The organism is Olivibacter domesticus, assembly GCF_900109575.1.
Lineage (GTDB): Bacteria > Bacteroidota > Bacteroidia > Sphingobacteriales > Sphingobacteriaceae > Olivibacter > Olivibacter domesticus.
The window spans coordinates 671,400-691,191 of record NZ_FOAF01000002.1; the positions used below are offsets into that span (position 1 = coordinate 671,400).

The window sequence follows — 19,792 nt, forward strand, 5'->3', positions numbered from 1 at the left end:
AACCTGACGATTAGATTGGTTAGGGTATCGACAATTGGCATTGCAAGAAAAGAAGAAAATAGTGTCTTTTTGTGAATCAAATTGGCCTAATACTAAGCCTCGTTTACATCTCCATTTATTAACTTGCTTTGGTGATTATAAATTCGCGTTTATAGGTTAACGGACTTTTGCCGGTTATTTTTCGAAAGCATTTAAAAAAACTTGTGAAGTTATTGAAGCCACTATCGTCGCAAACTTGCTTAATGTCCAACCGATCTTCGATTAATAGCTTGCAAGCATGACCTATCCTTATTTCGGTTAAGAACTGGGAGTACGTTTTTCGTGTCTGTGTTTTAAAATATCTGCAGAAGGAATGTGGACTTATTTTGGCTACCTCGGCGATTTCTTCTAATTGAATTTTTTCTTTAAAATTAGCGCAAGAATAATCGTATATATTTTTAATTCTATCGCTGCTAAATTCATCATAGGTGCAGTTAAATCCAATAGAAGAGAGCGTTTCCAGCTTGCAATATTTAGCGATCTGTACTAAGATTTGCATTAAGATAATAATTTTTTCGGCACCGTCAGCGCATAACATCTCTACTAGTAGATCGGCAACATAGTCTTTATGTTTGCCGGTAATATTCACCCCTCGTTGAGCACGCTCCATAATTGATTTCAGCAGCTTATTTTCCGGTAGATTCAAAAATCCATTTCCCCAGATTTCCTTTCCAAAATGAGCTACTCTTACGTCCATATCAACGGCTGGACTTTGCTCTAATTGCTTATCATCAAATTTCACATAATGAGGTAATCTAGGTCCAACAAGCACCATATCCCCCGACTTAAATCGTTTAATACTATCTCCGATAAATTGTGTTCCCTCCCCTTTGTAGAAGTGTATGAGTTCTAACTCGGGATGGTAATGCCATTTGGTATTAAAAGGCTCCCTATCACGGCGGACACTAAATGACTGTGCTGGCCCCTTAAGCACTTTAAGAAGTTGTGGTTTCATCTTGTTAACAATTGGTTTAGGATAAAATTCAGAAGAAAGAAAGAATTTAAGCGGGTAAAAATTGGTTATTTTATGGGTAAAATTTGACCGTTGATTTCTCCAAAAGGATTACATGTTTAAAGAGCATGTTTAAAACTCATCTAATAATTTGTTTATGCTTCTTTTTGGCTGCGACTTTGTTATGTTTTCTTGAGGTAGACGCATGCTATCTCTTCAAAAACATGCCTCGTCTCGCTCAAAAAATAAGCTATAAACATTTTTACAATATAAATTTAAACAGGCTCTAACATTGTTATATGTAAGTAATATTCTCAACTATAAGACCTCAAAACCCGTTATCAACAGCTTTAAAATGTAAATTTAACAATCTAAATTTTTAATATATGAGAACATTTATTGTTACTACTGATTTTTCAGACATCGCAGAAAATGCTGTTGAATATGCCGCTACAGGTGCCAGTATTATGGATGCTAAAATTATACTTTTCAACTCCTTTAAATTGCCTTTGCATGCTTCCAACACTATCCTTTCGGTAGAAAATGTACAAGCAATGGTCAATAAAAACAAACTAAAACTGGAAGACAGAGCAAAAGACTTAATGAAGCGATACGGTATTGAAGTGGAGATAGAATCAAGTTTGCTTAATGTAGAAGATGAGGTTGAACGACTAATTGAACAATATAATGCAGAAATAGTTATAATGGGAATGGCCCAACGATCTCTTGAACAAGATCTCTTAGGAAACACCACCACAAACCTTATTCAAAAACTTAAATTTCCCGTATTAGCGGTACCGTTGGGCGTGACGTTTAAGCCAGTGAAACGAATATTATATGCATGTGACGTGATGCGCGGTATACAGAAAAAAATACTTGATCGCATTAAGGAGATTGCTCAATCATGGAATGCTGAAATTGAAGTGTTCAATGTACAAGAGAAGGTCACAGCACTTCAAGATGAGGCCTTACACCCTTCCAGCATGTTAAAGGAAGAAATGGATAGCATTCAATATTTCTATAAAAATGTAGCTTCTAATGCGATCATTAAAGAAATAAAAAATGAAATCGTAACTTACCAACCGGATGTTGTTATAATGGTTCCTAATCGCTATGGTTTCTGGGCGTCCATTGTACATAGAAGCAAAACACGAATGATGGCTGCCGGGTTAGATGTTCCTTTATTGTCTATTCCACTATAGAAAATTTATTTTTTATGATAGATATTTCACTCAAAGGTAGATACGCGTTGATATGTGGAAGTAGTGATGGTATTGGTTTAGCGACCGCTCAACTCATGGCAACGCTGGGAGCCAATTGTATTCTAATGGCAAGGAATAGGCAGAAACTTGCGGATGCTGTTAATAAATTGCCTACTACGTTCTCCGGACAGCATCGTTTTGTTGTGGCGGATTTTGACAAAGTGGAAGATGTAGAAGCAGCCATTGGCGCGCTTGTTGACGAACTAAAGATATCAATCTTGGTAAATAATAGTGGTGGGCCAGCTCCCGGCCCGCTACTCACATCATCGTCAACTGCATTCCAAACAGCTTTCACACGACATGTTTTATGTAATCAAATTATATCAAAGGCTGTTGTTCCTTCCATGAAAGAACTCTGCTACGGCCGTATCATAAATATAATTTCCACATCAGTAAAAAGCCCACTTCCAAATCTCGGTGTTTCTAATACCATAAGGGCGGCTGTTGCATCGTGGGCAAAAACATTGGCCAATGAGGTTGGCGCTTTTAATATTACTGTAAATAATGTGCTTCCAGGAGCTACCAGTACGGCTAGACTAACTAGTTTACTACAGCAAATGGCTATTGATCGAACTATTAGTACAGATCAGGTGGCGGAAGAGATGACGAAAGCTATACCCTTGAGAAGGTTTGGTTATGCCGAAGAAATAGCCAATGTTATAGCGTTCTTGGCCTCTCCCGCGGCATCCTATGTTACCGGCGTAAACATTCCCGTAGACGGCGGAAGAACACCATCCTTATAATTTGTTATCGTCTACAAAACGACTACAGCGTCTTTCATGCATGGGTGCATTTAAAGTAAATGATTATAATTGCCTTTTCTTTTTAATTATCAGGTAATACGATTACACACTATTATGTACACACCAAATGTAGTAATGGATGCTCTAAATAGAAGAGCCTTTAATGAAGCAGAAGAATTACTAAACAAAGGGGAGAAACTTCCTTCGACAATTGAGGCATTTACATTAAAACAAATTCTATCTCAGTTAATCCAAGCAAAATATTTTAAATTGCTCGATTATTTCATTCAGGAAGGCATCATAAATTTAGACGTTTATGAATATGAAACTTTCAGTAATACACTATTTGAAGCGATTGTAAAAACCCAGACCTGGGATGAAGAATCTGTTCAATGGTTGAATAGTTTATTACAAAGGGTCGAGAATATAAATGATGAATTGCAGGATATTACCCTGTTAGGCTACGCTTTTGAAAATGGCGCAAATCCAGCTATTATTAAGGCTTTCATTGCGGCAGGTTGTGATGTTCAGTATAAAAACAACGCTGAAGAAAATTTCATTATCCAAGTAGCCGATAGTACTCAAGTTCACGTTGAAAAGACCCTTACGTATTTGACTTTATTAACAGAAGAGGGTTTGGATATTGACCAGCAAAATATTGTGGGCAAAACAGCTTTGATCAAGGCTATTGAAAGGAACAAAACAGCTGTCATTGACTTTCTGCTACAAAATGGAGCACAGGCAAACTTGGTAGATAAAAGCGGTAATTCTGCTTTTTATTACGCAGTAGTTAATTTGTTAAATCTTGATTTGTATAATTTATTGGCAACTCATGAAAGTCCGGATTTCGAACATAAAAATAAGCAAGGCGAAAGCATACTCTTAGGCTATTTACGAATGATGTATACCGACTCTCCTAGTTATTTAGCTTTACTTGAGCGCTTACTAGACGATGGGGCCAGCCTATATCAAACTTCTTCTCATTATCACCAAGATAAAAGTGGGGTAGATTGGATAGCAGAGAAATCAGCTAACGTACTAACGCTTATTTTATCTAAAGGATTACTAGACATCAATCGGCAAGATAATGAGGGCAATACGCTTTTACATAAAGTATGTGCATTTAACATTAATTACGAAAAAGAAAAGGCCAAAGACCTTTATAGAAAGGTAAAACTATTACTTGATAGCGGAGCAGATGCATCGTTATTGAACGATCAAGACAAGACTGCTGCCGACATGGCAGCGGACGATAACTTAAAATCAAAATCTGTTGAGCTTTTATTAAGCCATCAGCTTTAACTCAAAGAGATAAATATGTCAATGTCATTTATAATAGCCTGTGAGGAAGGAAAACGTAAAATCGCCGAAATTTTACTTGACAAACAGGAAGTAGATGTAACTTATACCGACGAAAAAGGGCGAAGCGCACTACATTACGCTGCCCATCATGGATACTTAGATATTGTAAAAAAACTAGTATTAGCGGGAGCAGATGTAAATTATGAAGACCATCAAGGCGAGACACCTTTATATTTTGCCTGCTTGCAAAGGCAAAAACAGACGGTAGATTATCTGATGGAACAAGGGGCACGGATAGATATCAAGGATTATTTAGGCAATAGTCTCTTACATTTAACTGCCAGAACAGCTCAGCTAGCGCTTGTACAGCATTTTCTAAAAGAAGGTTTAGCGGTTGACGGCCTAAACAATGAGGCGCAAACCCCATTATTGATTGCTGTTGCTTACAAGCATAGACCTATAATACAAGAATTGTTAAGTCATGGAGCTCAAATTGATGCTTCAGATAAATCGGGAGATCATTCCCTTATACTTTCGGTACGGAGCAACAATTTGCCTATTACGCAGCTGCTATTAGAAGCAAACACTTCTGTAAATCATACAAATGATCAAGGTGAGACAGCCATGCTTGTGGCAAGTATAAATGGTAATAGGATGATCAGCAAGCTTTTGATAGAACACCATGCTGATATGTTTTTATCCACGAAAGAAGGTATATCACCGATATGGTATGCTTGCACACATAATCAAAAAGAATTAGTTTCACTATTTTTAGACCATGGCTTAGATGTCGATTATAGCAAACCCGCTGCGTCTACCGATTCAGAATTTGGTTCATTTATTGATTGGGTTGAAAATAATCAAGGCAAGAAGAATAATTTTAATACTGCTGCCCCATACGCTGGTGAGACATTATTGCATGTAGCTATCAAACATGGTCATACAGCCATGGCAAAACTTCTATTAGACGCCGGGGCATCGATAAATAAGTTAGACGATTCGGGAAATACAGCCTTACATTTTGCAGCAGCAAATGGAAAAAAAGACATAGTAAAAATGCTATTAGAACATGGCGCTGATGCTACCCTGATCAACAATAGAGAACAGTTAGCAATTGATTATGCTAATATGAATGGTTTCAACGAGATAACCGCGCTTTTAGTCGAGTATTCGCCAACCACTAAGAACAAACCAAGTCTAAAAGCTGTACCGGCAAAAGAAAAAGCTAGTGAATCGATCGGCCAGGATATTTCTTCAAAAAAGCAGGCGCTATTAGATCTCAAAGAGTTATTAGATGCGGGTATACTGACGCAAGAAGAATTTGAGGTGGAAAAGAAAAAATTACTCGCTTAATGGATTATAGCCCTATTATTTAATTTTAGGGCTACACTAAAATCAAATTTTATACTTTATTCAGCCAAGATAAAATAAACGCTAGTACCTCCATTTTATTGGGTTCGTTATGCAATTCATGAAAACCCCCTCCCCATTCTTTATAGGTAAGTAAGTTTTTTTGCGCCTTATCTGCGAATAACCTAGAACCTTCTACACTAGTGAACTCATCAGCATCGCCATGTATTAAGAGGGTTGGAATCTTTAGTTGTTGCGCATGTTCTATACACCATAAACCATTTATAAGCATTGAATAAGCTAAACGTATACTCATTTTATTATGATTTAAAGGATCTTTTTTAAAAGCCTCTATCACTTGGTGATCATGAGAAATTTTTTGCAGGTTCAACCCTTGCTTTATTCGCATATTAGGGATCAGCTTATTTAAAACCGCTAATATCATTAAGAGATATCTTGGTACTTTTCGGTAGGTAAGTAATGCTGGTGATGTGATGACAGCTGCTTGAATGGAGCTCTTATACTTTAGAATAAAGCCGGTCACGATTCCTCCCCCCATACTATGTCCGTACAAAATAATAGGTTTATTGTGTTGTTGATGAATGTAATCCAAGAAGGCCTGCAAATACTCAAAATAAAAAGAAAAGCCCTTTGATGCGCCTTTTTGGCCGTCTGATGTACCATGACCATAATGATCAAGACCTATAACATGGTAGCTATACTGATTGAAATACTTCGCTAGATTATCATATCGCTCGATATGCTCTCCAATTCCATGAACAAGCACAATAATTTTATGCGGATCAGCTGCTTTCCATTCGATCCCAGCAAATTTAATATCCTGATATTTCCAAGTGAAATGCGCTTTCATAAATCTTGGCTCTATTGTGGAATGTAGTAGCGCACGTAATCAACTTTCATGATTGCTGGAAAGACGCTATCATCAACTCCTTTTTGTCCTCCCCAATTTCCGCCGACCGCTATATTTAACAATAAGTGAAATGATTGATCAAATGGCCACTCTTCATTTCCTCCCTTGCTATTGGCAAATCTATAGTAGTGTTTTTCATCTAGATAAAAATCGATATATTTTTCATTCCATTCAATTGCATATACGTGGAAAACATCATACGGGTCTTTCACAAAACGACCTTTTGTTTTTTGCGTACCTATGACATGATTAAATTTCTTCGTATGCACGCTACCATAAACTGTATCAGGGGTAAAACCTACATGTTCCATGATATCAATCTCACCGCTGCTTGGCCAACCGCCGTATTTCCAATGCGTTGGCAGCATCCATATAGCTGGCCATAATCCCAGACCCTTTGGGAGGATAGCACGAACTTCCACTCTACCATATTTCATGTCTAATTTATTTTTAGTTACTAAGCGGGCAGAGGTATAGTGTTTATTCTCCTTATCCTTCCGTCGCGCTATTAGTAAAAGAGAGCCATTCTCTACCCTTATATTATTTGTATCTTTTGACGTATAATATTGCAGTTCATTATTTCCCCATCCGTGCCCTCCCTCATCATAATTCCAATAAGTACTATCGGGAAGCCCTGATTTGTTAAACTCATCGCTCCATTGCAACTTCCATTTCGGTTTATCAAAAGTATCCCGTATAACAAACCCGCAACAAACTCCCATCAGAAGCGATGCAAGCGCAAAAATTCGAAGGTATTTCAGGATATTGTTTTTGGTCTTCTCAGGTGATTTCATATATCATAGGTCATCTATGGGGATGAATAGCTAATATATAAAATACTTTACCCATTCAAAAACATTATTTTAATTGCAGGCAAACACTATTTTAACTACGTTTGTAGTCAATACATGTTACTGGTTATGCAAATCCAAGCAAGCAATCCGGCTGATTATATTGCTCAGCTTCCTGAGGAGCGGAAAGAACCTATTCGTAAACTTCAACAAGTAATTTTAGGGAACCTACCAAACGGTTTTGAAGAAACGATCAGTTATGGTATGATTGGATATGTTGTGCCACACACGCTTTACCCAGGTGGGTACCATTGTGACCCCACGCTACCCTTACCATTTATGGCCATAGCTTCCCAAAAGAATTTTATAGCGGTATATCATATGGGAATTTATACCAGTAGAGCATTAATGGATTGGTTCGTAGAAGAATATCCCAAATATTCATCAACAAAACTCGATATGGGAAAAAGTTGTATCCGGTTTAAAAATATAAGAGCTGTCCCCTATGATCTTATTGGAATACTCAGCACAAAAATAACTGCACAGGAATGGATTAAATTATATGAAAAAAACATAAAATCAGCTAAAAACTAGTATAAAAGAATTAAAACTTATCTGAAGGGATACGGTAGGTAGGATCTTCTAAAATATTAACATCAATTACCGTCGCTGCATTTTTCAATAGTGTTCTGCAATCCTCACTGAGATGTCTTAAATGTAATTTTTTGTTGGCTTGTGCGTAGCGTTCCGTTAATTTATTAAGCGCACTGATGCCCGACATATCCGCAATTCGGCTTTCCTTAAAATCAATCACTACTTCTACTGGATCGTTTGCTACATCAAACTTGTCGAGAAAAGTCATGACAGAGCCAAAGAAAAGCGGACCATATATCTCATAATGCTTAATACCTTTATCGTCTATATATTTATTTGCCCTTATACGCTTAGCACTTTCCCACGCAAAGACCAACGCAGCGATAATAACACCTGCCAGTACGGCCAGTGCTAGGTTGTGCAAAAGCACGGTGATAACGGCTACTAGCACTCCCACAAAAATATCAGACTTAGGCATCTTATTAATGATACGCAAGCTTACCCATTCAAATGTTCCGATGGCCACCATCATCATAACCCCTACTAAGGCAGCCATTGGCACTTGTTCAATAATTGGGGCTCCAAATAATACGACCATTAATATTGTTAAAGCAGCAATAACACCCGAAAGCCGCGCTCTAGAACCTGCCGAGAGATTAACAAATGTTTGGGCAATCATCGCACAACCACCCATGCCGGAAAAAAAACCATTAATCATATTAGCGCTTCCTTGTGCAATACTCTCTTTGTTGCTTTTACCTCTGTTGCCAATTATTTCATCTACAACATTTAGTGTAAGTAGACTTTCAATTAAACCTACTCCGGCCATTACTAGCGCGTAAGGAAAAATTAACTGGAGTGTCTCAAAATTTAAGGGCACCTGCGGAATATGAAAAGGCGGGAAGCCGCCACTAATAGAGGCAATATCCTTCACTGTTTTTGTATCAATTCGAAAGCCGAGTACCAAGCAAAAGATTACAATTATTGCAATGAGAGAGCTAGGTACAGCTTTTGTAAGTTTGGGAAATAACCAAACAATAGTGATCGTTAGTGATACCAGGCCAAGCATAATATACAAGGGGGTGCCACTCATCCAAGTGCTAACATCTCCCTCTATCACCTTGAATTGCTCTAATTGAGCCATAAATATGATAACGGCCAAGCCGTTAACAAAACCGTACATAACCGGTTGCGGGACTAATCGGATAAATTTACCCAATTTAAATATACCTACCAGTAGCTGCAAGAACCCCGCCAGCGCAACTGCAGCAAATACATATTCGACACCATGTGATTGCATCAATGCTATTAATACGACCACAGTGGCCCCTGCCCCGCCTGATACCATGCCTGGGCGACCACCGAATACAGCTGTGACTAGCCCCATAATAAAGGCTGCATATAATCCTGTTAAAGGTGAAAATCCAGCTAATATGGCGAATGAAAGAGACTCGGGAATCATAGTCATTGCCACGGTGAACCCGGCAAGAATTTCATTTTTATAGTTAAGCTTTTGCTTAAAGTCGAATAAACGTAGGAGCATACGAACAAATTAAAATATAATAATTAAAGCACAAGCTGCTCAAATAGTTGCTCCAATTTACTGGCAGGATCAATACATAAGCCTAGATGGACTTTCGATGTTTGCATAACCGTACTACGTGTTGCAGTGAGCCACCTAAATCGATCAGATCGATCCATCATTCCTATAACGCCACCAGGCTTCCCTCCTACACAAATTTTGTTAAAGGCCTCCAAGTAAGAAATTATTTCGTCCACATCCAGATCCTTATCAATCATTTTCCACTTTATCGTGTCAACGTGATAACACATTTGTAAAAATTTATATTTGGCACAATACAGTACTACTCCAATGTTCAAGAATTCCTCTCGTTCTACTTTTGGTACCAGCCGTATTACCGCATATTCAAATACCTGCTGTTCTCGCATCTTGTGCCCCTTTAACAAAAATTTCTGAATTTTCTATGCGTGAATTTAGAAATTGCGCATAAGCTTGTCTGTGCTCTTCAATTGATTGGAATACCTGCTCGTTTTCTAACCATTCATCCGGAATCAATGACACCACCTGCTCTATAAAATCTCTATGAAGAATTTTCTTTGCCACATAATCAACTTCCTCGAGACCAGAAGCACGTGCGAGCAATACATGATCCTTGATCTGCACAAACGGTTTGAGCGCTTGCTCCTGCCAATTGTGCCAGCTGTGATGAAAATAGAGGGAAGCCCCCTGATCAATCAGCCACAACTCTTTGTGCCACATCAACATATTCGTATTTTTTACCGTGCGATCTACATTCATCAAAAGGGCATCGAACCAAACAATTTTAGAAGCCAGGTCTTCATCAACGCTATTGGCTATAGGATCATACGTGATAGCGCCAGAAAGGTAATGCACTGCCAGGTTTAAACCAACACTAAACTTTAACAGATCCTGAATTTCTTCATCTGGCTCTAGTCGACCGAAATCGGGCTCCAAGTGAGCAAATACTAACTCTGGTATTTTTAAACCCAATGCCCTAGCAATTTCACCACCAATGAGTTCCGCTATCAGCGCTCTCGTTCCCTGGCCAGCACCCCTAAACTTTAGCACATATAGAAAATCATCATCCGCTTCTATGATAGCAGGCATAGACCCTCCTTCCCTTAAAGGAGTAACATAACGAACAACATTGACTTTTCTTAGTTGTAACTTACTCATTTGTTGACAACTTTATCGATTGCATGGAGCATTCCGTCCCGATTGGTATCTAACGTTAATTCCCAAAACATAATTCCCCCCAATTTTTTATCCAAAGCATATTTTGTCTTTCCTCTTACAGAAGAGAGATCATCTCCCGTAGCAAACTTTTTTTCGCTTTTATTATACCAATAGGGGGCCTGTGCCTTGTTATCCCAAAAATACTCCCATCCGTTAGCTGTTGTTAACTCTTTGGCATAGGATTTAAAATCATAACCACTTGTATGTTCGCCGGCCTGATAAAGTCCATTATTTTGGTTCTCTACACCTTTCCAAACACGTGTATAAAATGCTGCTCCGATGACTAATTTATTAGCTGGTATCCCTAAGTTCAATAGAAATTGTACTGCTCTATCTGTTGATTCCTCTGCTGGCTTTGTTCCAAAAAGCGGTGTATGATGACCGGTAATTTTTGAATAACCGTTTACTAAATCATAACTCATAATATTAACACGATCTACCAATGGCATTATCTCCTTCCACTCCACAGATGCATCTAAATATTTCTGAAAACCTCCTGCTGCAAAACTGAGTTCATTCTTTTTTCCCAATACCTTTCGCAGTTCTTTTACAAGCGCAGTAAAATTTTTCTTATCCTGCTGCTGGTATAGGTGACCTGGATATCCTTCAATTGTAGGATACTCCCAATCCAGATCGATCCCATCTGTTTTAAAATAATCATTTACTATTTTAACAGATTTAGCAAAGCCAATTCTGCCATCGGCACTTGAAAAAACCTCCGAACAAGGTTCACAACCGCTCCATCCACCGAGTGATAACATGATTTTCAGATGGGGATTAATTTTCTTTAAAGAAACCAGATACTTAATTGTGGTAGAATCCTTCGCGTTATCTACACTTAGTTTTCCATCTTTTAAATGACAAAAACTAAAAATAATATGAGACAACTTGTTAATTTCAAATTCATCTATCTTTTTACTATCACCTGTATAATAAGCTATTACAGAAAACCCTTTCTGCTTTTGAGCCAATACATTTAACGAAATTAAAACAAGGATTAAGAGTAGAATTTTATGTCGATACATGTTGTTGAATTATTATATGTGCCTTATTGAGCTTTAAAGTTAATAATAATCCAGTTATTTCTTAACATACATCAAGGTACATGGAGACTTTTCTTTCTTATTTTTATAGAACGATAAAATAGATTAAGCAGTAGCATTGTTGAGTAAGCGCAAACCAAAACATCATGATTTTGTATAATTTGAGTTGGGCGCAAAGAAATACCTATTAACTCCAACACTAAAAGTGTATTTTTGTTATAAGGGGGCAACCTGCAAATCATTGTAAATTAAGACAAAGATGGTTGGATAGCCATTAGCATATACGATGACATCAGAAAGTATTATATCACACATGTAATATACGAACAAAATGAAAGACGAATTCGACAATCTGAACCTAATCAAAAACGAAGAAAATAATCGTTTTGAAATGATAGTAAAAGGTCAAACAAGTTTTATCGACTATAAAGAGCGTAATGGTAAAATATACCTTGTCCATACAGAAGTTCCTGAGGCATTAACTGGACAAGGTGTAGCTTCGTCATTAATAGAAAAGACGCTCTATTATATTGAAGAAAATGGCTGCAAACTTGTCGCTTTATGCCCAATGGTTGTTGCTTATATAAGACGTCATCCCGAGTGGAAACGTATACTAGATTTAAAGCAAAGTGATATTATTTAAGCCTATAAACCAGTCTATCCTTGCAATGAGCTTTGTTTCATTGCCTGAACAGCGATATGCCCTGCCCCCCTACTGGGATAAAGCTAATTTGCGTTCAGTTTTTCCAAGGCGGCAGGGATTTGAGAAAAATCGGTGATCTGTATATCGGCAATCTCAGCTCCTGCTCCTTCTAGGTCTTCAATAAACCCGTCTACGTTTAGCCAAAGAGTTTTGCAGCCCGCCTCTTTTCCTGAGAGGATATCTTTCTTAAAAGAATCTCCAATAACAACACATTCTTGTGGCAACAAGCCTATTTCCGCAACACCTAGGCTGTAAATCTCCGGATTTGGCTTGCGTACGCCCACTATTGCCGACTCTACCACACCGTTGAAATAATGATCTATATGTAAATCGCGAAGCACCGCCTGTATATTTCCATAGAAGTTAGAAACAAGCACCATCGGATATTGTGCATGTATTATATCTAAAGTAGGCTTTGCTTTTTTTATTGTCCCTCGCACAATTTCCATACAATAGCCGACCATTTTATCAATTTTATCAGATTCGGTAGAACCCTTTAAGGATAAAAATTCCAGTTGCTGTTCTAATTTTAAACACAGTACATCTTTAAATGTATGATATGGTTTAATAATGGGATTAATGGCTAAAGCTCTTTCCCCAAAGGCATAAGCATTCATAAACTGTTCCTTTGTCACATTGACGTTAACGCTCATATAAGCTTCCCAAATTACGTTTGCCCAATGCCTCCCATTGGTATCAATCGTTCCTCCGTAATCAATTAAAACTCCTTTTAACATAAAAAATGATTAAGCCTCTGTTCTACCTGTTATTTCAATGGTTACATTGTCGTCTGTACTCTTTTTCGATAATTTCATAAGAGATAAACCAATAAGAATCCAAACAAACTCTCTTATACGCATAATAATACCTATAAAGATCCCAGCTGTTGCGGGCATACCAACACTTTTAAGGGCCAATGCGAGCCCTCCCTCTCTTGTGCCCAACTGCATGGGGAAAAAGAATATTAGATTAGCAAATAAAGAAGATCCTGAACTGATAATCAATGACTGAATAATGGTCATCTCCAATCCGATAGCCTTTGCTGTACAATAGATTTCTAAGCATCCAACAACACGGGCAACGAATTCGAAACATAATGATTTCCAAAAGCGATCTCGTCTTTTTGAATAAAGCTGGGTAATCTGCGTATCTATTTCTATGAGCGAATCATGCTTTTCTTTCACAAAAGCACCAACTTTTCTTTTTAAGCCGGGTATTTTTGCTAATACTTTAAAAGTGCTTAATGTAAATCCCTTTTTATATACACGTCCAAACCAATAGCATAATATGACACCCGTAACGAACATCGCTATACAGCCTGTGATCATAATTGTATTTGCAGGTACATATATTAATATTAAAATAATGGATCCTAGCCAAAAAAGTACATGAGAGAACATGTGCATTAAGCTGTACAACAAGACAGAGGAGCTCGCTTTTTGCATACCGAGCTTGGGTTTCAATTCCATGATACGGAATGGCTCTCCACCCAATGCAACGAAGGGTGTAATATAGTTAATGGCGTATCCGGTAATTGTTAGTCGGAGCACCGACAAATAAGACATATTACTAGCAGGCAAATGAGGCTCCTGTATAATGGCTTTAAAAGCCACCGCATTGAGCATATAAATAACGAGCCAACTGCCAATTACAGGAGCAAACCACCATCCTGTTTTCAGTATATTTTCCCATATTACTTCAAGCCCTAAGCTTGATATCATATAACAAAGGGTACCTATACCTATGATGAAAAATAAAATTTTATATATTTTGGTAGCCATTTACCTTTTATATTCATCAATATGTTTGTAAAAATGCGCGCTTACTTTCTCTTGCCGTCTGCACATATAAATCAAGATGGGGTTCAGGACAAAAAGGTCAAAGAAAAAATAAATCCAAGCATAATCAATAAATAACCAGAGAAATAGAAATATGACCCTTGTATTAAATTGCACGATATTGGTATATTTCATTAACGGTTTATTCATCGCTCGAAAATCTGCTATCAATGTAGAAGGCAAACCACCACTAAAATCTACTCTTATTACGCGTAATAGTTGTTGTAATTTGGGAGATAAGCGTTCCTGGATTTTAGTGTAGCCTAAATATCCCTGTAATACGAATTTTGTCCACGCATTTTTACTCCAAGTCAATCGATCATATTCTTCTTGCAAATCAGCACTATTATCTAGTTCGCTCCCATTGGTACCTTTAATAAAAAACAGGTGTACGTTACGATAATAGTCGGCCATTGCAGATTGTAGTAAGTGTGAGATACCAGCTGAAATACCTAAAATCCAGATAGCAGCAGACCAACCTTCATTCATCGCACGCAAGCAAATCGCTATATGAATAGACGCAAACCAAAAATCACCCGCAAATCCATCTAAGATACGGCCAAATCTACTTTTATTATCTGTTAAGCGAGCCAACTGTCCATCAGCGCTGTCCAATGAATTTGCAAACATCAGCAATAACATACCCACGACATTAATCCAAAGAGAAGGGTAATAGAAGAGGATACCTGCGGCAACACCAAAGAAAATACTGATAATAGTTACAGCATTTGGTGTTAAGCCCACTTTCTGGCAAAAAAAAGCAATCCGGAGGCCTATAGGTCGATAAAAATAAATATCAATTTTTTCTTCTGTATCGTTTGATTTTAAAGAGTTTTCAAATATTTCTTTATTTTCAGTTTTTTTGTTTTTCGCCTGCAATGACTCCATTGGTATGTTTCTCAAGTATATTTATTAGTAGCTGGGCAATATATTTAGCTCCTTCTTCCCGACAAGGCGCAAAACTAGGCCAATCGTTTAAATCTATGATATGCAAGTTTCCTGCTGCATCCACAATCGCATCACCGCCAAATATAAAGACATCTAACACTTCAGCTGCACCAAAAGCAATCCGCTCTAACTCCGACTCATCAAAAGCGTTGTACACCAGCTTCCCATTTATTTCTTCATAATGAGCATATTTATGATGATTATGCTCATACGGGTAAAACCAAAAGAAAAAATCAGTATTCCGAACGCCATAAAACTTCACCAAATCGCCCACTAGGTGCTTGGATATGACTGCGTCTGGAATTCCTCTTAAGGCATATTCTCTTAAAATTTCAATTCCTTCTTCTTCCGATGCTGCAAAGGTAACATCTTCTTTATGAATAGCATGAAAATCTCCTCTTTTTATCCAAACACCAGGTTTCTGAAAGTTATTGGAAAAATGGTTTTTTTCGCAAGAAGTAGGCACAATGAAGCTCTCTGGGTACGGTATATGATTGTTCAGCAGTAAATTTGTCATATTAGTGCGAAAGCAGTTTTCTACGCCAAATCCTGAATTAATAATCTTTATCCCTTGTTGCTCTAATTGTTGTAACTTCTTAATCACCGCTTTTTCACGGGCCATTGATACAATCAGCACATAAACAGGGGATACTGGTTCCGACAAAAATTCCTCTTCACTATATATTTCAACAACATACCCTCTTTCTTTAAGGGCTTCCATTGATAATAAAAATATAGCTTCATCATTACCTATATGATTCGGCGAAAAGGTTTTCCCTCTCTTTATTCCTAAAACTTTAATATTTTTCACTTTGTTTTATTGAGACACGTTCATTTCGCTTAACCACTTTTCTGCTGAGGTTAAATCTGTCAAATGATCGATATCTATTATTTTTTCAAATGTAAATGCTTTTACTTCTAAATTTTCCTCTAATAAGGAACGTTGGTAATTCCGCATTCGTACGATATTGCTATTGATAGCTTTTTCCACACAATCAAGGGCTTTCTTTCTTAGCGCGTAGATTCCTCCGGAAACTAATATTTCAGCTCCGTTCGTATTTTTATCTTCAAAAGCTGTTACGTTTCCATCCGTATCAACTTTTACATATAAGGGGCTTTCATCTTCCACAAAAGGGGTTACCCCCATTAATGCGTCCAGTGTTGTATGTCTTTGGAAATACTTTAAATAGCTATCAAATTCTTCTTCCCTGAAAATCGTATCTACTGTTGTGACACATAATTCCTGAACCTTAGGAATTCCTTTCAGAAGTTCATGAAAACTATGTAAAGAGCTTTCAGTCGATTTGATAATCAACCGCAACGGAAATGTAGACGATAAAGAATCTAGATGCTCTTTAAGCATATCTGATTCTTGATTGATAATAATATTAACAGAATTGGCACTATATTTTGTAAAAATAGCTGTTAGTCTATCTAATAATGGTACTCCCTGTAATCTTGCTAATGGTTTAGGATAAGGATATCCACTTTTGGCTAACCTCGACCCTTCACCTGCTGCTATTATTGCAAAATCCATTCTTTTCTAATTTTAAAAAGGTAAAGGCTATTATGGGCCCTTACCTTTTACCTTATCCTATGGTTTTCGGTCCGGATTATAGGCTATCAACCAATTCCTGATAATAATCTAAACCAAGGTGAGTAATTAAATCTTCACCCATGATGTGCCTTAATGTATTTTGTAGCTTAATAAGCTGTTTAAAAATATCATGTTCCGGCTTAAGACCTGGAGCTGTTTGTGGTGATTTTAAATAGAATGATAACCATTCCTGAATACCCGACATACCTGCTCGATGCGCTAAATCCAAAAATAATGCCAAATCTAATACAATTGGCGCCGCTAGAATAGAATCTCTACACAAGAAATTGATTTTTATTTGCATAGGATAGCCTAGCCATCCAAATATGTCAACATTATCCCAACTTTCTTTATTATCTCCATGAGGGGGATAATAATTAATGCGCACTTTGTGATAGAGGTCGCCATAAAGCTCAGGATTTATTTCTTGATTCAAAATTTCTTCTAACACACTTAATTTTGAAACTTCTTTTGTTTTGAAGTTGTCTGGGTCATCCAATACCAACCCATCTCTATTTCCTAAGATATTTGATGAGAACCAACCCTTAACACCTAAAGCCCTTGCTTGTAAACCGGGGGCCAAGATAGTTTTCATAAGTGTTTGCCCAGTTTTAAAATCTTTACCTGCGATAGGCACTTCTAATAGCTGAGATAACTCAACCAAAGCAGGAATGTCACAAGTTAAATTTGGGGCCCCATTAGCAAATGGAACATGCGACTTAATTGCTGCATAAGCATAGATCATGCTGGGAGAAATACGTCGATCGTCGCTATCTAATGCTTCCTCAAAGGCTGCTATACTTTCAAAAATTTCACAATCTTCAATATATTTCTCTGTAGAGCCGCACCATACCATTACAAGTCGGTTACAGTTATTGTTTTCTTTAAACTGCGCAATATCTTCTATCAAAGCATCTGCTAATTCCCTACGATGTGTCTGCTCTTTAATATGAGTGCCATCAAGATTTCTAACAAAATCCTTATCAAATACAGCCTTCATTGGCTTAATTGATTCCAATTCATCTTTTACAGCGTGCAATAAAAGTGGTTCTAGTACCTTCGCATTACTCGCTGCCTCGAAAACATTGTCTTCGTAAACATCCCATCCGCCGAAAACTACATCTTTAAGATTTGCCAAAGGCACAAAATCTTTTATTAAAGGATAACGATTTTCCGTTCTTTTACCTAATCGGATGTTTCCCATTTGAGTAAGTGAACCAACTGGCTTAGCCAAACCTTTGTTAATAGCGGCAACACCTGCAATGAAGGTTGTGGCTACAGCGCCTAAACCGGGAATCAAGATCCCCAATTTTCCTTCTGATGGTTTAATAGTATAACCCATATTTTTATAGCATTAATATATATTAAGAATGAATTGTTTGATTGTTTAAATTTGTTAACTTATCCTTTATAAATATCTAACAACCTTTTAACACGACAAATTACCGATTAAATCAACATTTAAACAACATTTTTTTTTATAAAAGGAGTCAGAAAGTCAGTTGTCTTGTAATTTTACACTTGAGAAACAAAACTACTTAAAAATTTATAAATGATTTTTTAGCATCATTTAATTTTTTGGTAAGTTTTATTACTTTTACAATCAGCACACATAAACATCATCATAATTTTTACTACTATAAAATTCCTGCTAAATTGCCATTTATGAATTTAATGAGACGTGTACAGCTATCCATCATGATGTTTTTAGAGTATTTCATTAAAGGAGCCTGGTTTGTTACACTCGGAACATATTTAACCACAAATTTACATGCAACTGGTTTTGAAACAGCCAATATTTTCTCCACTCATTCGTTAGGTGCAGTAGTTGCCCCTTTTATTATTGGGTTAATTGCAGACAAATTTGTCAATGCAGAAAAATTACTGGGATTACTTCATTTTTTAGGTGCCTTTTTACTTTATAAAATGTATCAAGCAACAAATGCAGCTGATTTTTATCCTTACGTACTGATTTATTTTATTGCTTACATGTCTTCGCTATCGCTAACTAATTCTATTACTTTTCGGCAATTATCTCATCCTGAAAAGCAATTTCCAAGCATTAGAGTATGGGGTACCATTGGATGGATAATTTCTGGTCTAACCATTAGTTATATATTTCATTGGGATACTACTACAGCGATACAGCAGGGGGCACTGGAAAACACCTTTTTATTAGGAAGCATTTTATCAGTTATATTGGGAGTCTACAGCTTTACTCTTCCAAAAACACCCCCAATAGCGAATAAAACAAAGCAAAAACAATCTATTACGGAGATCTTAGGGTTAGATGCACTAAAATTGTTGAAGCAAAAAGATTTTCTGATTTTCTTTATCTCTGCTGTATTGATTTGTATTCCATTAGCCTTTTATTATCAAAATGCGAATCCATATCTTACCGCCATCGGCCTGCCAAACCCAACCGCCAAAATGGCGATAGGCCAAATATCCGAAGGCCTATGTCTTCTTCTCATTCCCTTTTTCTTTTCACGCTTAGGCTTCAAAAAAACCATCATGCTAGGTATTTCCGCCTGGGTAGTACGGTATCTACTTTTTGCCTATGGAAACGCAGGAGATAAAACTTTTATGCTCATTCTAGGCATTGCACTTCACGGGATTTGTTATGACTTTTTATTTGTAGTAGGACAAATTTATACCAATACCATCGCTGGTGAACGGTATAAAGCTTCCGCGCAAGGTTTGGTTACCATCGCCATGTATGGTATTGGCATGCTGATAGGATTCTGGGTTGCCGGCTTTATTACAGAATATTATAAAACACAGGAGTCTGCTCTATATTGGAGAAATTTATGGCTTTCGCCAGCAATCATTGCTTCGTTGGTGTTTATACTTTTCGTAATAATGTTTAAAGACAAAAAGCAAAACGATGATAGACAACTATTACAATAAACGCCTGTCT

General features: G+C 37.2%; 20 protein-coding genes. 7 read left to right on the forward strand and 13 right to left on the reverse strand.

Features of this window, described 5'->3' with window-relative positions:
- Window positions 1-118 precede the first annotated feature (118 nt).
- Window positions 119-994 carry an AraC family transcriptional regulator gene (locus tag BMY50_RS13310; protein ID WP_093325126.1) on the reverse strand — a complete coding sequence of 292 codons (876 nt, stop codon included), beginning with the start codon at window positions 992-994 and terminating at the stop codon, window positions 119-121.
- 383 nt (window positions 995-1,377) lie between these two features.
- Here BMY50_RS13310 and BMY50_RS13315 point away from each other — a divergent pair, with 383 nt between their 5' ends.
- From BMY50_RS13315 to BMY50_RS13330, 4 genes are all read left to right on the forward strand, one after another.
- Window positions 1,378-2,193 carry a universal stress protein gene (locus BMY50_RS13315; protein WP_093325128.1) on the forward strand — a complete coding sequence of 272 codons (816 nt, stop codon included), beginning with the start codon at window positions 1,378-1,380 and terminating at the stop codon, window positions 2,191-2,193.
- A gap of 14 nt (window positions 2,194-2,207) precedes the next feature.
- Window positions 2,208-2,996, forward strand: a complete 789-nt coding sequence (locus tag BMY50_RS13320; RefSeq protein ID WP_093325131.1) for an SDR family oxidoreductase — start codon at window positions 2,208-2,210, stop codon at window positions 2,994-2,996.
- Between the two features lie 114 nt (window positions 2,997-3,110).
- On the forward strand, window positions 3,111-4,298 hold the full coding sequence (locus BMY50_RS13325) for an ankyrin repeat domain-containing protein (protein ID WP_093325133.1): 1,188 nt from the start codon (window positions 3,111-3,113) through the stop codon (window positions 4,296-4,298).
- 21 nt (window positions 4,299-4,319) lie between these two features.
- Window positions 4,320-5,651, forward strand: coding sequence for an ankyrin repeat domain-containing protein (locus BMY50_RS13330; RefSeq protein ID WP_238383760.1), 1,332 nt, complete (start codon window positions 4,320-4,322; stop codon window positions 5,649-5,651).
- Between the two features lie 49 nt (window positions 5,652-5,700).
- Here BMY50_RS13330 and BMY50_RS13335 read toward each other — a convergent pair whose 3' ends face one another.
- Window positions 5,701-6,519 carry an alpha/beta hydrolase gene (locus BMY50_RS13335; RefSeq protein ID WP_093325137.1) on the reverse strand — a complete coding sequence of 273 codons (819 nt, stop codon included), beginning with the start codon at window positions 6,517-6,519 and terminating at the stop codon, window positions 5,701-5,703.
- An 11-nt stretch (window positions 6,520-6,530) separates the two neighbouring features.
- The gene (locus BMY50_RS13340) at window positions 6,531-7,373 is read right to left on the reverse strand and encodes a glycoside hydrolase family 16 protein (protein WP_202907833.1); all 843 of its coding nucleotides are present in this window, start codon (window positions 7,371-7,373) and stop codon (window positions 6,531-6,533) included.
- 126 nt (window positions 7,374-7,499) lie between these two features.
- Here BMY50_RS13340 and BMY50_RS13345 point away from each other — a divergent pair, with 126 nt between their 5' ends.
- Window positions 7,500-7,964 carry a DUF1801 domain-containing protein gene (locus tag BMY50_RS13345; protein ID WP_093325847.1) on the forward strand — a complete coding sequence of 155 codons (465 nt, stop codon included), beginning with the start codon at window positions 7,500-7,502 and terminating at the stop codon, window positions 7,962-7,964.
- 10 nt (window positions 7,965-7,974) lie between these two features.
- Here BMY50_RS13345 and BMY50_RS13350 read toward each other — a convergent pair whose 3' ends face one another.
- From BMY50_RS13350 to BMY50_RS13365, 4 genes are read right to left on the reverse strand one after another with little or no spacing between them, the layout of a single operon-like run.
- A complete protein-coding gene (locus BMY50_RS13350; protein ID WP_093325139.1) occupies window positions 7,975-9,507 on the reverse strand; it encodes a SulP family inorganic anion transporter in 1,533 nt (510 codons plus the stop codon).
- Between the two features lie 23 nt (window positions 9,508-9,530).
- Entirely contained in the window at window positions 9,531-9,914 is a 384-nt protein-coding gene (locus tag BMY50_RS13355; protein ID WP_093325141.1) for a DUF3037 domain-containing protein, read from the reverse strand.
- On the reverse strand, window positions 9,892-10,683 hold the full coding sequence (locus BMY50_RS13360; RefSeq protein ID WP_093325143.1) for a HipA family kinase: 792 nt from the start codon (window positions 10,681-10,683) through the stop codon (window positions 9,892-9,894). Before BMY50_RS13360 ends, BMY50_RS13355 begins: the two co-directional genes overlap by 23 nt.
- Window positions 10,680-11,768 carry a glycoside hydrolase family 18 protein gene (locus BMY50_RS13365; RefSeq protein WP_093325146.1) on the reverse strand — a complete coding sequence of 363 codons (1,089 nt, stop codon included), beginning with the start codon at window positions 11,766-11,768 and terminating at the stop codon, window positions 10,680-10,682. Before BMY50_RS13365 ends, BMY50_RS13360 begins: the two co-directional genes overlap by 4 nt.
- A 349-nt stretch (window positions 11,769-12,117) precedes the next feature.
- Here BMY50_RS13365 and BMY50_RS13370 point away from each other — a divergent pair, with 349 nt between their 5' ends.
- Entirely contained in the window at window positions 12,118-12,429 is a 312-nt protein-coding gene (locus BMY50_RS13370) for a GNAT family N-acetyltransferase (RefSeq protein ID WP_093325149.1), read from the forward strand.
- 83 nt (window positions 12,430-12,512) lie between these two features.
- On the opposite strand, the gene BMY50_RS13375 is transcribed toward BMY50_RS13370, so the two are convergent.
- From BMY50_RS13375 to BMY50_RS13400, 6 genes are all read right to left on the reverse strand, one after another.
- Window positions 12,513-13,226 (reverse strand): HAD family hydrolase, encoded by a 714-nt coding sequence (locus BMY50_RS13375; RefSeq protein WP_093325152.1) that lies wholly within the window; start codon window positions 13,224-13,226, stop codon window positions 12,513-12,515.
- 9 nt (window positions 13,227-13,235) lie between these two features.
- Window positions 13,236-14,270 carry a lysylphosphatidylglycerol synthase transmembrane domain-containing protein gene (locus tag BMY50_RS13380; protein WP_093325155.1) on the reverse strand — a complete coding sequence of 345 codons (1,035 nt, stop codon included), beginning with the start codon at window positions 14,268-14,270 and terminating at the stop codon, window positions 13,236-13,238.
- Entirely contained in the window at window positions 14,271-15,215 is a 945-nt protein-coding gene (locus tag BMY50_RS13385; protein ID WP_093325157.1) for a CDP-alcohol phosphatidyltransferase family protein, read from the reverse strand.
- Window positions 15,181-16,086, reverse strand: coding sequence for an ATP-grasp domain-containing protein (locus BMY50_RS13390; protein WP_093325160.1), 906 nt, complete (start codon window positions 16,084-16,086; stop codon window positions 15,181-15,183). Before BMY50_RS13390 ends, BMY50_RS13385 begins: the two co-directional genes overlap by 35 nt.
- A 6-nt stretch (window positions 16,087-16,092) precedes the next feature.
- Complete coding sequence (locus BMY50_RS13395) at window positions 16,093-16,812, reverse strand: nucleotidyltransferase family protein (RefSeq protein ID WP_093325163.1); 720 nt, start codon at window positions 16,810-16,812, stop codon at window positions 16,093-16,095.
- A gap of 76 nt (window positions 16,813-16,888) precedes the next feature.
- Window positions 16,889-18,214 (reverse strand): inositol-3-phosphate synthase, encoded by a 1,326-nt coding sequence (locus BMY50_RS13400; protein WP_093325166.1) that lies wholly within the window; start codon window positions 18,212-18,214, stop codon window positions 16,889-16,891.
- 323 nt (window positions 18,215-18,537) lie between these two features.
- Between BMY50_RS13400 and BMY50_RS13405 the strand changes: the two genes are divergently transcribed.
- A complete protein-coding gene (locus BMY50_RS13405) occupies window positions 18,538-19,782 on the forward strand; it encodes an MFS transporter (RefSeq protein WP_093325170.1) in 1,245 nt (414 codons plus the stop codon).
- Window positions 19,783-19,792: the final 10 nt, after the last annotated feature.